23 protein-coding genes are annotated in these 13,245 nt (G+C 45.3%); all 23 read right to left on the bottom strand.

Translation table 11 applies throughout. The annotated features are described in order from the left end of the window. Position 1: 1 nt before the first annotated feature. The gene (gene rpmD, locus HKI82_RS14075) at positions 2-178 is read right to left on the bottom strand and encodes a 50S ribosomal protein L30 (RefSeq protein ID WP_000201159.1); all 177 of its coding nucleotides are present in this window, start codon (positions 176-178) and stop codon (positions 2-4) included. A 7-nt stretch (positions 179-185) separates the two neighbouring features. Beyond that, complete coding sequence (gene rpsE, locus HKI82_RS14070; RefSeq protein ID WP_004728614.1) at positions 186-689, bottom strand: 30S ribosomal protein S5; 504 nt, start codon at positions 687-689, stop codon at positions 186-188. Between the two features lie 14 nt (positions 690-703). Beyond that, on the bottom strand, positions 704-1,057 hold the full coding sequence (gene rplR / locus HKI82_RS14065; RefSeq protein ID WP_005435088.1) for a 50S ribosomal protein L18: 354 nt from the start codon (positions 1,055-1,057) through the stop codon (positions 704-706). 9 nt (positions 1,058-1,066) lie between these two features. Beyond that, positions 1,067-1,600 carry a 50S ribosomal protein L6 gene (gene rplF / locus HKI82_RS14060; RefSeq protein ID WP_102941160.1) on the bottom strand — a complete coding sequence of 178 codons (534 nt, stop codon included), beginning with the start codon at positions 1,598-1,600 and terminating at the stop codon, positions 1,067-1,069. A gap of 14 nt (positions 1,601-1,614) precedes the next feature. Further along, positions 1,615-2,007: a 30S ribosomal protein S8 gene (gene rpsH / locus HKI82_RS14055; protein WP_102941161.1), complete on the bottom strand. Its 393-nt coding sequence runs from the start codon at positions 2,005-2,007 to the stop codon at positions 1,615-1,617. Positions 2,008-2,036: 29 nt separating this feature from the next. Then, positions 2,037-2,342, bottom strand: coding sequence for a 30S ribosomal protein S14 (rpsN, locus tag HKI82_RS14050; RefSeq protein ID WP_102941162.1), 306 nt, complete (start codon positions 2,340-2,342; stop codon positions 2,037-2,039). A gap of 17 nt (positions 2,343-2,359) precedes the next feature. Beyond that, positions 2,360-2,899, bottom strand: a complete 540-nt coding sequence (gene rplE / locus HKI82_RS14045) for a 50S ribosomal protein L5 (protein WP_042485207.1) — start codon at positions 2,897-2,899, stop codon at positions 2,360-2,362. Positions 2,900-2,923: 24 nt separating this feature from the next. Beyond that, positions 2,924-3,241, bottom strand: a complete 318-nt coding sequence (gene rplX / locus HKI82_RS14040; protein ID WP_042485205.1) for a 50S ribosomal protein L24 — start codon at positions 3,239-3,241, stop codon at positions 2,924-2,926. 15 nt (positions 3,242-3,256) lie between these two features. Beyond that, positions 3,257-3,628, bottom strand: a complete 372-nt coding sequence (gene rplN, locus HKI82_RS14035; protein ID WP_042485201.1) for a 50S ribosomal protein L14 — start codon at positions 3,626-3,628, stop codon at positions 3,257-3,259. A gap of 161 nt (positions 3,629-3,789) precedes the next feature. Next, positions 3,790-4,044 carry a 30S ribosomal protein S17 gene (gene rpsQ, locus HKI82_RS14030; protein ID WP_102941163.1) on the bottom strand — a complete coding sequence of 85 codons (255 nt, stop codon included), beginning with the start codon at positions 4,042-4,044 and terminating at the stop codon, positions 3,790-3,792. Next, positions 4,044-4,235, bottom strand: coding sequence for a 50S ribosomal protein L29 (gene rpmC, locus HKI82_RS14025; RefSeq protein ID WP_042485196.1), 192 nt, complete (start codon positions 4,233-4,235; stop codon positions 4,044-4,046). Before rpmC ends, rpsQ begins: the two co-directional genes overlap by 1 nt. Then, complete coding sequence (gene rplP / locus HKI82_RS14020) at positions 4,235-4,645, bottom strand: 50S ribosomal protein L16 (RefSeq protein ID WP_004728605.1); 411 nt, start codon at positions 4,643-4,645, stop codon at positions 4,235-4,237. Before rplP ends, rpmC begins: the two co-directional genes overlap by 1 nt. A gap of 11 nt (positions 4,646-4,656) precedes the next feature. Continuing rightward, positions 4,657-5,358 carry a 30S ribosomal protein S3 gene (gene rpsC, locus HKI82_RS14015; protein ID WP_042485192.1) on the bottom strand — a complete coding sequence of 234 codons (702 nt, stop codon included), beginning with the start codon at positions 5,356-5,358 and terminating at the stop codon, positions 4,657-4,659. A 19-nt stretch (positions 5,359-5,377) separates the two neighbouring features. After that, entirely contained in the window at positions 5,378-5,710 is a 333-nt protein-coding gene (rplV, locus tag HKI82_RS14010) for a 50S ribosomal protein L22 (RefSeq protein ID WP_042485189.1), read from the bottom strand. A 10-nt stretch (positions 5,711-5,720) separates the two neighbouring features. After that, entirely contained in the window at positions 5,721-5,999 is a 279-nt protein-coding gene (rpsS, locus tag HKI82_RS14005) for a 30S ribosomal protein S19 (protein ID WP_042485188.1), read from the bottom strand. 20 nt (positions 6,000-6,019) lie between these two features. Continuing rightward, positions 6,020-6,844: a 50S ribosomal protein L2 gene (gene rplB, locus HKI82_RS14000; RefSeq protein WP_102941164.1), complete on the bottom strand. Its 825-nt coding sequence runs from the start codon at positions 6,842-6,844 to the stop codon at positions 6,020-6,022. 16 nt (positions 6,845-6,860) lie between these two features. Then, positions 6,861-7,163 (bottom strand): 50S ribosomal protein L23, encoded by a 303-nt coding sequence (rplW, locus tag HKI82_RS13995; protein WP_042485182.1) that lies wholly within the window; start codon positions 7,161-7,163, stop codon positions 6,861-6,863. Beyond that, on the bottom strand, positions 7,160-7,762 hold the full coding sequence (gene rplD, locus HKI82_RS13990; protein WP_102941165.1) for a 50S ribosomal protein L4: 603 nt from the start codon (positions 7,760-7,762) through the stop codon (positions 7,160-7,162). The genes rplW and rplD overlap by 4 nt, the downstream gene beginning before the upstream one ends. Before the next feature lie 16 nt (positions 7,763-7,778). Continuing rightward, complete coding sequence (rplC, locus tag HKI82_RS13985; RefSeq protein ID WP_042485177.1) at positions 7,779-8,408, bottom strand: 50S ribosomal protein L3; 630 nt, start codon at positions 8,406-8,408, stop codon at positions 7,779-7,781. Between the two features lie 14 nt (positions 8,409-8,422). Next, positions 8,423-8,734, bottom strand: coding sequence for a 30S ribosomal protein S10 (rpsJ, locus tag HKI82_RS13980; protein ID WP_001181007.1), 312 nt, complete (start codon positions 8,732-8,734; stop codon positions 8,423-8,425). A gap of 437 nt (positions 8,735-9,171) precedes the next feature. Further along, positions 9,172-9,915 carry a 23S rRNA (guanosine(2251)-2'-O)-methyltransferase RlmB gene (gene rlmB / locus HKI82_RS13975; protein ID WP_102941166.1) on the bottom strand — a complete coding sequence of 248 codons (744 nt, stop codon included), beginning with the start codon at positions 9,913-9,915 and terminating at the stop codon, positions 9,172-9,174. Positions 9,916-9,922: 7 nt separating this feature from the next. Further along, complete coding sequence (gene rnr / locus HKI82_RS13970) at positions 9,923-12,370, bottom strand: ribonuclease R (protein WP_171138357.1); 2,448 nt, start codon at positions 12,368-12,370, stop codon at positions 9,923-9,925. 218 nt (positions 12,371-12,588) lie between these two features. Then, a complete protein-coding gene (gene motX, locus HKI82_RS13965; protein ID WP_171138356.1) occupies positions 12,589-13,224 on the bottom strand; it encodes a flagellar protein MotX in 636 nt (211 codons plus the stop codon). Positions 13,225-13,245: the final 21 nt, after the last annotated feature.

Here is a 13,245-nt window from a genome sequence, read left to right as displayed (position 1 = left end):
ATTACTCCTCAACTTTAACCATGTAGTAAACCTTGTTGATCATACCGCGTACACACGGAGTATCTTCAAGTTCTACTGTATGGTTGATTTTACGAAGGCCTAAACCGCGCAAAGTAGCTTTGTGCTTAGGTAGGCGACCAATTGAGCTTTTAGTTTGAGTTACTTTAATAGTTGCCATTGTGTTCTTACTCCGAAATAGATTCAACAGTTAGACCACGTTTAGCAGCAACCATTTCTGGTGACTTAACGCTAGCTAGAGCATCGATCGTTGCACGAACGATGTTGATAGGGTTCGTTGAACCGTATGCTTTAGATAGAACGTTGTGTACACCTGCAACTTCTAGTACTGCACGCATCGCACCACCTGCGATAACACCTGTACCTTCTGCAGCTGGCTGCATGTAAACTTTAGAGCCCGAGTGACGACCTTTCACCGGGTGGTGAAGAGTGCCTTCGTTAAGCGCGATCGTAGTCATGTTACGACGTGCTTTTTCCATTGCTTTTTGAATCGCAGCAGGTACTTCACGAGCTTTGCCGTAACCGAAACCTACACGACCGTTACCGTCACCAACTACAGTTAGTGCAGTGAAGCTCATGATTCGACCACCTTTAACCGTCTTAGAAACACGGTTAACAGCGATTAATTTTTCTTGCAAATCATTCGCTTGAACTTGTTGTTCTTTAGCCATCTTCCAACCCTACCTTAGAATTTCAGACCAGCTTCGCGAGCAGATTCTGCTAGCGCCGCTACTCGACCGTGGTATTGGAAACCAGAACGATCAAATGCAACAGCTGTTACGCCTTTTTCAAGAGCGCGCTCAGCAACAGCTTTACCAACTGCCTTAGCTGCATCAACGTTACCAGTGTATTTAACTTGCTCACGGATCGCTTTTTCTACAGTAGATGCTGCTGCGATAACCTCAGAGCCGTTAGCTGCAATCACTTGTGCGTACACGTGACGAGGAGTACGGTGTACTACTAGGCGAGTTGCACCCAGTTCTGCAATCTTACGACGTGCACGTGTAGCACGACGGATGCGAGATGCTTTCTTATCCATAGTGTTACCTTACTTCTTCTTAGCTTCTTTAGTACGCACATTTTCATCTGCGTAACGAATACCTTTACCTTTATAAGGTTCAGGCGCGCGGTAAGAACGAATGTCAGCCGCAACTTGACCAACTACTTGCTTATCGCAACCAGTTAGAACAATTTCAGTTTGGCTTGGACACTCGGCTTTAATACCCGCTGGCAACTCGTGCTCAACTGGGTGAGAGAAGCCTAGAGTTAGCGCTACAGCGTTGCCTTTCATAGCAGCACGGTAACCAACACCCTTAAGAGTTAGCTTCTTAGTAAAGCCTTCAGTAACACCAACAACCATGTTGTTTACTAGTGCACGAGCAGTACCTGCTTGTGCCCAAGCATTAACGACACCTTCTTTAGGGCCGAATGTTAGGTTGTTTTCAACTTGAGCGATCACAACTGCATCATTAAGAACGCGAGTTAATTCACCCTTAGCGCCCTTTACAGTGATCTCTTGACCGTTCAATTTCACCTCTACGCCAGCTGGAATAGCGACAGGTGCTTTAGCAACACGAGACATGTTCTACTCCTTAATTATGCTACGTAGCAAAGGATTTCGCCGCCTAGACCTGCTTTACGAGCAGCACGGTCAGACATAAGACCCTTTGACGTTGAAACAACAGCAATACCAAGACCACCCATTACAGAAGGTAGTTCGCCTTTCTTCTTGTAAACACGAAGACCAGGACGTGAAACACGTTTGATTTGCTCAATTACTGGTTTAGCTTGGAAATACTTAAGAGTGATTTCTAGCTCAGGTTTTGCTCCGCCTTCTACAGCGAAGTCTGCGATGTAACCTTCAGCTTTAAGTAGTGCAGCAATTGCAACTTTAAGCTTTGAAGAAGGCATTGTTACAGCAACTTTATTTGCTGCCTGACCGTTACGAACACGGGTCAGCATATCCGAAATCGGATCTTGCATGCTCATAGTCTTTACTCCAAATGATTAAGTGGCAATTACCAGCTAGCCTTACGAAGTCCAGGAATCTCGCCTTTCATGCAAGCTTCGCGAACTTTGATACGGCTTAGACCGAATTTACGTAGGTAACCGTGTGGACGACCAGTTTGGTTGCAACGGTTGCGCTTACGTGATGCACTTGAGTCACGTGGAAGAGTTTGCAGTTTAAGAACCGCATTCCAACGATCTTCTTCTGATGCGTTTACATCGCTGATGATAGCTTTAAGCGCTGCACGCTTTTCAGCGAACTGTGCTACTAGCTTTGCACGTTTCTCTTCACGTGCTTTCATTGATTGTTTAGCCATAACAGTAACCCGTCACCTTACTTGCGGAATGGGAAGTTAAAGGCAGCCAGCAGAGCTCGGCCTTCCTCATCGGTAGCAGCAGACGTCGTGATAGTGATATCAAGACCGCGTACTCGATCGACTTTATCGTAGTCGATTTCCGGGAAGATGATTTGCTCGCGAACGCCCATGCTGTAGTTACCGCGACCGTCAAAAGACTTAGCGCTAACACCACGGAAATCTCGTACACGTGGAAGAGCGATAGAAATCAAACGCTCCAGAAAATCCCACATGCGCTCGCCACGCAAGGTTACTTTACAACCAATTGGGTAGCCTTCACGGATTTTGAAACCAGCAACAGATTTACGCGCTTTAGTGATAAGTGGCTTTTGACCAGAGATGGTCGCCATATCAGAAGCTGCGTTTTCTAGTAGTTTCTTATCGTTGATTGCTTCACCAACGCCCATATTGAGGGTGATTTTCTCAATTCTAGGGACTTGCATGACGCTTGTGTAACTGAACTGTTTGGTCAGATCAGCGACTACAGACGACTTGTAGTAATCATGCAGTTTCGCCATAGTAGAACTCCAAATTACTTCTAATTAGTTAGAAACGATTTCGTTGTTAGATTTAAAGAAACGAACTTTCTTACCATCTTCGAAACGGAAACCGATACGGTCAGCTTTACCAGTAGCTGCGTTGAAGATTGCCACGTTAGAAACGTCGATCGCTGCTTCTTGCTCTACAACACCGCCTTGGATGCCTAGTGCAGGAACAGGTTTCTGGTGTTTCTTAACAAGGTTAATACCTTCTACGATAACTTTACCAGTTGCTAGTACCTTAGTTACTTTACCTTTCTTGCCTTTATCTTTACCAGCAAGAACGATTACTTCGTCATTACGACGGATTTTAGCTGCCATCTTTTTACGTGCTCCTTACAGAACTTCTGGAGCCAGTGAGACAATCTTCATGAATTTCGCAGTACGAAGTTCACGTGTCACTGGACCAAAGATACGTGTACCGATAGGTTGCTCACTGTTGTTGTTTAACAGTACGCAAGCGTTACGGTCGAAGCGAATGACAGAACCGTCTGGACGACGAACGCCTTTACGGGTGCGAACTACCACCGCCTTCAGTACATCACCTTTCTTAACTTTACCGCGAGGAATTGCTTCCTTAACAGTAACTTTAATGATGTCGCCAACGTGGGCGTAACGACGGTGAGAGCCACCCAGAACCTTAATACACATTACGCTGCGAGCGCCTGAGTTATCAGCTGCGTCCAGCATACTTTGCATTTGGATCATGTTAGTGCTCCGCTAAATATTAAAAAACTAGACCCATCTCGGGTCGGGCTGCCTCTTTAAAGGGACGCGAATTGTACCACCCTTTTTTTATATTGGGTAGTCAAAAAATAAACGGCCCCAAAATTATTTTTGGAGCCGTTTATTCAGTCAGAAAAAACTAATTAAATCTTAGCTTTCTCTAGAACTTTTACCAAAGTCCAAGACTTAGTCTTAGACAGTGGACGACACTCTTTGATTTCAACTAAGTCGCCTAGGCCACATTCGTTGTTCTCATCATGTGCGTGTACTTTAGTCGTGCGCTTAACGAATTTACCGTAGATTGGGTGCTTTACGAAACGCTCGATAGCAACAGTGATAGACTTGTCCATCTTGTCGCTAGTAACACGACCTTGTTGGGTACGAATTTTGTCGCTCATTATGCGCCTGCCTTCTCAGTCAAAACAGTTTTCACACGTGCGATATCACGGCGGACAGCTTTCAGAGTATGAGTTTGCTGTAGTTGACCAGTCGCAGCTTGCATGCGCAAGTTGAACTGCTCTTTCAGCAACGCTAATAACTCAGTGTTAAGCTCTTCAACGCTCTTTTCGCGTAGATCTTGTGCTTTCATCACATCACCTGCTTAGTTACAAATGTAGTCTTGAATGGCAGTTTACGAGCCGCTAGGCGGAACGCTTCACGAGCCAATTCTTCAGGTACACCATCAACTTCGTACATAACCTTACCAGGTTGGATTTGGGCTACCCAGTACTCAACGTTACCTTTACCCTTACCTTGACGAACTTCAAGTGGTTTTTCAGTGATTGGTTTGTCTGGGAACACACGGATCCAGATTTTACCTTGACGCTTAATGTGACGTGTCATCGCACGACGTGCCGCTTCGATTTGACGAGCAGTTAGGCGACCACGGCCTACAGCTTTCAAACCAAAAGAACCAAAGCTAACTTCAGTACCTTTTGCTAGACCACGGTTACGACCAGTATGAACCTTACGGAACTTAGTACGTTTAGGTTGTAGCATCTGTCGACTCCTTACTTACGGCCTTTACGCGGTTTCTTCGCAGGCTTGTCAGCCTTAGGCTCAACAGCGTTTGCAGCTGGCATACCACCAAGGATTTCGCCCTTGAAGATCCAAACTTTAACGCCGATTACACCGTATGTGGTGTGAGCTGAAGAAGTTGCGTAATCAATGTCAGCACGTAGAGTGTGTAGAGGCACACGGCCTTCACGGTACCACTCAGAACGTGCAATTTCAGCACCGCCTAGACGGCCACTTACTTCCACTTTGATACCTTTAGCGCCTAGACGCATAGCATTTTGTACCGCACGCTTCATAGCACGACGGAACATAACGCGACGCTCTAGTTGAGACGCGATGCTATCAGCCACTAATTGACCGTCTAGCTCAGGCTTACGTACTTCAGCGATGTTGATTTGCGCTGGTACACCTGCAATTTTAGCTACAGCTGTGCGTAGCTTCTCAACGTCTTCGCCTTTCTTACCGATAACAACGCCTGGACGAGCAGTGTGAATAGTCACACGGATGCTCTTCGCTGGACGCTCGATAACGATACGTGAAAGAGACGCTTTTGACAGTTCTTTAGTTAGGAACTGACGTACCTTGAAGTCGCCGTCTAGGTTGTCAGCGAAATCTTTGGTATTAGCAAACCATGTAGCATTCCAAGGCTTAACGATGCCTAGACGAATACCATTAGGATGTACTTTTTGACCCATTGCTTACTCTCCTAGTCTCTTAGCGATCTGCGACAACCACAGTAATGTGGCTTGAACGCTTCAAGATACGATCCGCACGGCCTTTAGCACGAGGCATAATACGCTTCATGACAGGGCCCTCATCTACGAAGATTTTAGCGACACGTAGATCGTCAATGTCAGCACCTTCGTTATGTTCCGCGTTAGCGATTGCTGACTCAAGAACTTTCTTAACTAGCTCAGCAGCTTTCTTGTTGCTGAATGTTAGAAGTTCTAGAGCTTGGTCAACTTTCTTACCGCGAATTTGATCTGCAACTAAGCGAGCTTTCTGAGGCGAAATGCGAGCAAAGTTATGTTTAGCTAATGCTTCCATCATTTACTCCTTAACGCTTCTTAGCTTTCTTATCCACGACATGGCCGCGGTAAGTGCGAGTTGGTGCAAATTCACCAAGTTTGTGACCGATCATCTCGTCAGTTACGAAAACTGGAACGTGTTGACGACCATTATGGACAGCGATGGTCAAACCGATCATTGTAGGAATGATCATTGAACGACGGGACCAAGTCTTAATAGGCTTTTTGTCTCCGCTTTCCACCGCTTTCTCTACCTTCTTCAGCAAGTGTAGGTCAATAAATGGACCTTTCTTGAGAGAACGTGGCATGGCTTATCCTCTTAAATAGATTACTTATTGCGACGACGTACGATGTACTTGTCAGTGCGTTTGTTGCTACGAGTCTTGTAGCCTTTAGTTGGCATACCCCAAGGAGAAACTGGGTGACGACCACCAGACGTACGGCCTTCACCACCACCATGTGGGTGGTCAACCGGGTTCATTACCACACCGCGAACGGTAGGACGAACACCACGCCAACGGCTTGCACCAGCTTTACCTAATTCACGTAGCATGTGCTCTGCGTTGCCTACTTCACCGATTGTTGCACGGCCTTCAGACAATACTTTGCGCATCTCGCCAGAACGTAGACGGATAGTTACGTATGCACCGTCGCGAGCAACGATTTGAGCATATGCACCAGCCGAACGAGCTAGCTGACCACCTTTACCAGGTTTTAGTTCAACGTTATGTACAGTTGAACCTACTGGGATGTTACGCATTGGCATTGCGTTACCAGCTTTGATTGGCGCATCAACGCCAGACTGGATAGCATCACCAGCTTGAACACCTTTAGGTGCTAGGATGTAACGACGCTCACCGTCTGCGTACAGAACTAGAGCGATGTTTGCGCTACGGTTTGGATCGTATTCAAGACGCTCAACTTTCGCTGGGATACCATCTTTAGTACGTTTAAAGTCAATCAGACGGTAGTGCTGTTTGTGACCACCACCGATGTGACGTACTGTGATACGACCGTTGTTGTTACGACCGCCGTTCTTAGAGTTTTTCTCTAGAAGTGGCGCGTAAGGCTTACCTTTATATAGGTCAGCATTAACAACCTTAACAACGTGACGGCGACCAGCCGAAGTCGGCTTACATTTAACAATAGCCATTTTTCAACTACTCCTGTTATTCCGCGCCGCCAACAAAGTCAAGATCTTGACCTTCGTTCAAAGTAACGTACGCTTTTTTCACGTCTGAACGACGGCCTTGGCGTAGCCCTTGACGCTTGGTCTTACCCTTAGTGATAAGAGTATTTACAGACTTAACTTCAACTTCAAATAGCTTTTCTACAGCTGCTTTGATCTCTTTTTTAGTAGCATCCATTGATACTTTGAAAACGATAGTGTTCGCTTTCTCAGCAGCCATAGTTGCTTTTTCAGAGATGTGCGGTGCACGTAGAACTTTTAGTAGACGCTCTTCACGGATCATGCCAGCATCTCCTCAACTTGCTTAACTGCATCAGCAGTCATAAGAACCTTGTCAAATGCGATTAGGCTAACTGGGTCGATACCAGTAACGTCACGCACGTCAACTTTGTACAGGTTACGCGCAGCTAAGAATAGATTCTCGTCTACTTCACCAGTAACGATTAGAACATCGTTAAGTTCAAGTTCTTTCAGCTTAGCTGTTAGCTCTTTAGTTTTTGGTGCATCAACTGAGAAGCTTTCAACAACGATTAGACGCTCTTGACGAACTAGCTCAGAGAAGATGCTCTTCATAGCACCACGGTACATTTTTTTGTTTACTTTTTGGCTGTGATCTTGTGGTTTCGCAGCAAAAGTAACACCACCTGTACGCCATAATGGGCTACGGATTGTACCAGCACGCGCACGGCCAGTACCTTTTTGACGCCATGGCTTAGCGCCACCGCCAGAAACTTCTGAACGTGTTTTTTGAGCACGAGTACCTTGACGAGCACCTGCTGCGTACGCAACAACTACTTGGTGTACAAGAGCTTCGTTGAACTCACGTCCGAAAGTAGTTTCGGAAACAGTTAGTGCGTTAGCACCTTTAACCATCAATTCCATTACTTACTCCTAGACGTTATGCTTTAACTGCTGGTTTGACGATAACGTTACCGCCAATTGAGCCAGGGACTGCACCTTTAATAAGAAGCAGATTGCGCTCAGCGTCAACACGTACGATCTCAAGGTTTTGAGTCGTTACACGCTCTGCACCCATGTGACCAGACATTTTTTTGCCTTTAAACACGCGACCTGGAGTCTGACATTGACCGATAGAACCAGGAGCACGGTGAGACAAAGAGTTACCGTGAGTCATATCTTGAGTACGGAAGTTCCAACGTTTAACAACGCCTTGGAAACCCTTACCTTTAGATGTACCAGTAACGTCTACTTTTTTGATTTCGTTGAAAAGTTCAACAGTTAGTTCAGCACCAACTTCAAACTCTTCACCGCTTTCTAAGCGGAATTCCCAAAGACCACGACCAGCTTCAACACCTGCTTTCGCAAAGTGACCAGCTTCTGGCTTTGAAACACGGCTAGCTTTCTTAGCACCAGCAGTTACCTGGATAGCTGTGTAACCATCGTTCTCAAGAGTTTTAACTTGAGCAACGCGGTTCGCTTCAACTTCCACAACAGTTACTGGGATAGAAACGCCTTCTTCAGTAAATACGCGGGTCATACCCACTTTACGTCCGACTAGACCAATCATTCTTCTAATCTCCCTTAACCTAGGCTGATTTGAACATCAACACCAGCAGCAAGGTCTAGACGCATTAGAGCATCTACAGTCTTGTCAGTTGGTTCAACGATGTCGATCAGACGCTTGTGAGTACGGATTTCGTACTGGTCACGTGCATCTTTGTTTACGTGTGGAGAGATAAGAACAGTGAAACGCTCTTTACGAGTAGGTAGTGGAATAGGACCACGAACCTGCGCGCCGGTACGCTTAGCTGTTTCAACGATTTCCGCTGTAGAAGCGTCGATTAGTTTGTAATCGAATGCTTTTAGGCGGATACGGATGCGTTGGTTCTGCATGAGACAGAGCTCCAATAATTAAAAATTACACAAACAATATCGCCACTCAAACTCGTTAAAACGAGAGAATGCCGATTGATTTATGTGAAACCGTAGTACCCAAATCGGGCACATTGTCAGCTAATAGGTGATTAACCTCAGTTATCTAAACTAGATAACTATGAGCTAAATTTTAATTAACTGCGAACATAAGCTGAGTATACATTACCTGACAAACCTGAATTTTATAAAAACCTAGGATTTATCAGCTCCTCGCTGCTCATTGGTTCACAACTGGCTTAACCAGTGCGCTGCATTATACAGATCACAGTTTTACATGCAAGGGCTGTTTGAAAAATAAACGAACAAAGTTTAATCAAACAATAGAAAGGATAAATGAAATGAAAGAGGGTTGATAAATACTATCAACCCCCTTTATATATGAGCTATGCGTGCTTTTATTTAGCCGCAATACGTTGACGTACAGCTTCGAACAAACAGATTCCTGAAGCAACTGAAACATTCAAGCTCGATACCGAACCCGCCATTGGGATCTTAATCAAGTCATCACAAGTTTCTCGGGTTAAACGACGCATACCGTCGCCCTCTGCTCCCATAACTATAGCTAAAGGCCCTGTTAATTTGCTTTGGTAGATATCATGTGTTGCTTCACCAGCTGTACCAACAAACCACACACCCTTCTCTTGCATTGCGCGCATGGTACGGGCCAAGTTAGTCACACGAACAAGTGGCACCGTTTCTGCTGCGCCACATGCCACTTTGCTTACTGTAGCTGTCAATGGTGCTGATCTGTCTTTTGGTACGATAACCGCAGCCACACCCGCAGCATCAGCATTACGCAGACACGCACCTAAGTTATGTGGGTCAGTGACACCATCAAGAACTAAGAATAGCGGTTGCTCAGTTTGGTCAACGATAATCTCTAAATCATGCTCGTTGAGTTGTCTTGCTGGTTTAACTTTGGCTATCACGCCTTGGTGGTTAGCACCTTGAGCTTTGTCATCAAGAACTTTACGGTTCATTTCTTGAATCGACACGCCTAGACGTGCAAGTTCATTCAGAACAGGCAGTAATCGATCGTCCTGACGACCTTTCAGTACATATGCTTCCACAAAACGAGCAGGATCTCGTTCTAACACCGCTTTTACTGCGTGGATGCCATAAATTAATTCGTTACTCATGAGTTACCTATTTCTTCTTTTTTGCTCTTGCTTTGCCAGCTTGAGCTCGAGCTTTCTGTTTACGAGATTTAGCGGATTTACTCGTTTTGTCTTTTTGCTTACCACTACCGTCATCTGGACGTTTAGTGGGTTCAATCATTGGCACAGCTTTACTACCAAGATTTGCAGCCGCTTTTTTACCTTTCGCTTTTGCTTTCGATTCTGTCGCTCGTTTCTTAGCAGTCTTACCAGCGCCGCGTAGCTTACGACTTGTTTCAACGATTTCAAAGTCAATTTGTCTATCATCAAGGTTCACTGACAACACTTTAACTTTGACAGAATCGCCTAAGCGGTAGGTATTACCAAACGACTCACCGATAAGTCTTTGACCAATCGGGTCAAATCGGTAGTAGTCATTCGCTAAAGTAGAAATATGTACCAAACCATCAATGTGCAAATCAGCTAAACGAACGAAGAAGCCAAATCCAGTCACGTTAGCGATGACACCTTCCAACTCTTCACCTACATGGTCTTGCATGTACTCACATTTCAGCCAATCGGAGACTTCACGAGTAGCATCATCTGCGCGGCGTTCAGTCATCGAACACTGCTCACCATAGTAGTTCATATCGTCAAATGAATAGTGGAAACCACCCGTTGGAGTCCAACGGTCTTGGTTACGACCTTCATGTTTGGCAATTAGATACTTAATAGCACGATGCAACAACAAGTCTGGATAACGACGAATCGGCGAAGTGAAGTGAGCATAACGCTTCAACGCCAAGCCGAAGTGACCTGCATTGTCAGGACTGTATATTGCTTGCTTCATCGAGCGCAGCAACATAGTTTGAATCAGTTCTTTGTCTGGACGCTCACCGATCTGTTGCATCAAATGTGCATAATCGGTTGGTGATGGTTCAAGACCACCAGACAGCTCTAAGCCTAACTCACCAAGGAAATCTCTGAAACCCATCAAACGCTCTTCGCCCGGAGTTTCATGAATACGATATAACGCTGGCTCTTTTGCTTTTTCCACCAATGAGGCAGAAGCAATGTTCGCCATGATCATGCACTCTTCAATCAGCTTATGAGCATCATTACGGATAAGTGGCTCAATACTGTCAATCTTACGATCTGGTGTGAAGATGAATTTGGTTTCAACGGTTTCAAATTCAATCGCACCACGTTGTTCACGAGCAACTTTAAGAACTTGATACATCTTATGCAGTTCTTCAAGATGTGGCACAAGATCGACATAACGTTCGCGTAGTTCTTCATCCCCTTCCAAAATTTCATGAACTTTGGTGTAGGTTAAGCGAGCGTGTGAATTCATCACCGCTTCATAGTGTTTGTAACCTGATAACTTACCGCTTTCAGAAATAGTCATTTCACACACCATACACAAGCGATCCACTTGCGGGTTCAGTGAACATAAGCCATTTGAAAGCACTTCCGGCAGCATAGGCACAACTTGTGACGGGAAGTAAACTGAGTTACCACGATTAATCGCTTCTTTATCTAGCGCAGTTTCAGGGCGAACGTAATAACTTACATCTGCAATCGCGACCCATAAACGCCAGCCACCACCTTTTTTCGCTTCACAGAAGACCGCATCATCAAAGTCTCGCGCATCTTCGCCATCAATGGTCACTAACGGTAGTTCACGCAGATCGACTCGTCCCACCTTAGCTTCTTCTGGCACTTCTTCGCCTAAGCCTGCAACCTGTTTTTCAACTTCGTCTGGCCACACATGAGGAATTTGATGCGTACGGATGGCAATTTGTGTTTCCATTCCCGGTGCCATGTTTTCACCCAGAACTTCAACCACGCTACCCATCATACCGCGACTACGTGAGCCTCGGTCTGTAATCTCAATCACCACCACATTACCCATACGAGCACCGCTACGCTGCTCATTAGGGATCAAAATATCCTGATGAATACGTGAGTCATCTGGCACCACATACGAGTAACCATGCTCGAAGAAGAAGCGGCCAACGATTTGTGTTTTACGTTCTTCCAATACGCGAACTAAGCGCCCCTCTTTTCTACCACGCTTATCCGTACCTGCTGGTTGAACCAACACGTAATCACCATGGATGATGGTTCTCATCTGATGGTGAGGTAATAAAATGTCGTTGTCTTTGTTGGTGTTGCCTTCTGGACGTACCCAGCCATACCCATCTTTGTGACCAATTACATAGCCTTTAATTAGTTCTAGTTTTTCAGGCAGTGCATAGCATTGACGACGAGTGAAGATGAGTTGTCCATCTCGTTCCATGGCACGAAGACGGCGACGCAGACCTTCATACTGATCTTCACCGGTGAGTTTTAGTGCTTCAAACAAATCGTTGCGATTCATTGGCACATTAGCTTGAGTTAAAAATTCGATGATGAACTCACGACTTGGGATCGGATTTTCGTAATTATCGGCTTCGCGATCCGCAAACGGATCAATATGGGTGGAATCAGACATAGGCAGACCTACTTAAAGTAAGAGGGGAATTAAAGTATATCCTACTGCGTGGTTAAGCTTAAGGATAAAAAGTGAGTAATACTAATAAGATAGTTCTGTTGCACTATCTTTGAAGTAATAAAAGTGAAATACAGTGAAGAAAGGTAAGAAATTCATGCTCAACCCTAGAGGCTGAACATGAACCTAGTAATGTGTTTGCAGAATCAATTAGCTAGAATTTACCAGAAGGTTTCACGACGCTTTGCGCGCGCAATGATGTTCTCTGGCATACGCATCTCTAAACCCTGTCGTAGGATATTGATGCGGTTATGCACTCTTTGATCTGCCGTTGCAGAGTTATAGAGCCAGCGATAAGCATCCTCGTAATCCAGAGGGCTACCGTAATCTCTCAACAACAGTTCGGCCAACTGAATACGGGCATTCAAGTTACCCATAGAAGCAGCTTCACGCAAATAAGGTATAGCGCGCTCTTTATCTTGCTGGACTAACGTTCCGCGTGAGTAATAACGACCTAACTGCTCAAGTGCGGTTGGCAAACCTTGATGGGCAGCATTTTCCATGTAATACAAACCGAGCTCGACATCCTGATCGACACAGACACCCCACGCCAACATATCGCCATACAAAAACTCATATGACGGCAAATTGATGCGAGTGGCACGTGCAACGATATCTTCCACCAACTGACAATTGTCGGCTTTGACACGTTCCAAATGCTTGTTTTCTTCAATCAATTTTATGAGTTCAGCTTCTGTATAAATTGGTACAGGCTCCCCCACATCGGCCACAGCTGCGTGACTAAACGAGGAATGCAATGCCAATAACAGAGAAGCTGCCACCGTTCGTAGCTTCATACATGCACTCTTACTTAATTC

Source organism: Vibrio plantisponsor (assembly GCF_013041605.1).
GTDB lineage: Bacteria > Pseudomonadota > Gammaproteobacteria > Enterobacterales > Vibrionaceae > Vibrio > Vibrio plantisponsor.
The sequence above is the reverse complement of the archived record's forward strand: the minus strand, read 5'-3'. Positions and strand labels throughout refer to the sequence as shown.

What these genes read in the sequence shown, in the direction of transcription:
- rpmD (WP_000201159.1), bottom strand. Translation starts at nt 178, where the DNA reads ATGGCAACTATTAAAGTAACTCAAACTAAAAGCTCAATTGGTCGCCTA.
- rpsE (WP_004728614.1), bottom strand. Translation starts at nt 689, where the DNA reads ATGGCTAAAGAACAACAAGTTCAAGCGAATGATTTGCAAGAAAAATTA.
- rplR (WP_005435088.1), bottom strand. Translation starts at nt 1,057, where the DNA reads ATGGATAAGAAAGCATCTCGCATCCGTCGTGCTACACGTGCACGTCGT.
- rplF (WP_102941160.1), bottom strand. Translation starts at nt 1,600, where the DNA reads ATGTCTCGTGTTGCTAAAGCACCTGTCGCTATTCCAGCTGGCGTAGAG.
- rpsH (WP_102941161.1), bottom strand. Translation starts at nt 2,007, where the DNA reads ATGAGCATGCAAGATCCGATTTCGGATATGCTGACCCGTGTTCGTAAC.
- rpsN (WP_102941162.1), bottom strand. Translation starts at nt 2,342, where the DNA reads ATGGCTAAACAATCAATGAAAGCACGTGAAGAGAAACGTGCAAAGCTA.
- rplE (WP_042485207.1), bottom strand. Translation starts at nt 2,899, where the DNA reads ATGGCGAAACTGCATGATTACTACAAGTCGTCTGTAGTCGCTGATCTG.
- rplX (WP_042485205.1), bottom strand. Translation starts at nt 3,241, where the DNA reads ATGGCAGCTAAAATCCGTCGTAATGACGAAGTAATCGTTCTTGCTGGT.
- rplN (WP_042485201.1), bottom strand. Translation starts at nt 3,628, where the DNA reads ATGATCCAAATGCAAAGTATGCTGGACGCAGCTGATAACTCAGGCGCT.
- rpsQ (WP_102941163.1), bottom strand. Translation starts at nt 4,044, where the DNA reads ATGAGCGACAAAATTCGTACCCAACAAGGTCGTGTTACTAGCGACAAG.
- rpmC (WP_042485196.1), bottom strand. Translation starts at nt 4,235, where the DNA reads ATGAAAGCACAAGATCTACGCGAAAAGAGCGTTGAAGAGCTTAACACT.
- rplP (WP_004728605.1), bottom strand. Translation starts at nt 4,645, where the DNA reads ATGCTACAACCTAAACGTACTAAGTTCCGTAAGGTTCATACTGGTCGT.
- rpsC (WP_042485192.1), bottom strand. Translation starts at nt 5,358, where the DNA reads ATGGGTCAAAAAGTACATCCTAATGGTATTCGTCTAGGCATCGTTAAG.
- rplV (WP_042485189.1), bottom strand. Translation starts at nt 5,710, where the DNA reads ATGGAAGCATTAGCTAAACATAACTTTGCTCGCATTTCGCCTCAGAAA.
- rpsS (WP_042485188.1), bottom strand. Translation starts at nt 5,999, where the DNA reads ATGCCACGTTCTCTCAAGAAAGGTCCATTTATTGACCTACACTTGCTG.
- rplB (WP_102941164.1), bottom strand. Translation starts at nt 6,844, where the DNA reads ATGGCTATTGTTAAATGTAAGCCGACTTCGGCTGGTCGCCGTCACGTT.
- rplW (WP_042485182.1), bottom strand. Translation starts at nt 7,163, where the DNA reads ATGATCCGTGAAGAGCGTCTACTAAAAGTTCTACGTGCACCGCACATC.
- rplD (WP_102941165.1), bottom strand. Translation starts at nt 7,762, where the DNA reads ATGGAATTGATGGTTAAAGGTGCTAACGCACTAACTGTTTCCGAAACT.
- rplC (WP_042485177.1), bottom strand. Translation starts at nt 8,408, where the DNA reads ATGATTGGTCTAGTCGGACGTAAAGTGGGTATGACCCGCGTATTTACT.
- rpsJ (WP_001181007.1), bottom strand. Translation starts at nt 8,734, where the DNA reads ATGCAGAACCAACGCATCCGTATCCGCCTAAAAGCATTCGATTACAAA.
- rlmB (WP_102941166.1), bottom strand. Translation starts at nt 9,915, where the DNA reads ATGAGTAACGAATTAATTTATGGCATCCACGCAGTAAAAGCGGTGTTA.
- rnr (WP_171138357.1), bottom strand. Translation starts at nt 12,370, where the DNA reads ATGTCTGATTCCACCCATATTGATCCGTTTGCGGATCGCGAAGCCGAT.
- motX (WP_171138356.1), bottom strand. Translation starts at nt 13,224, where the DNA reads ATGAAGCTACGAACGGTGGCAGCTTCTCTGTTATTGGCATTGCATTCC.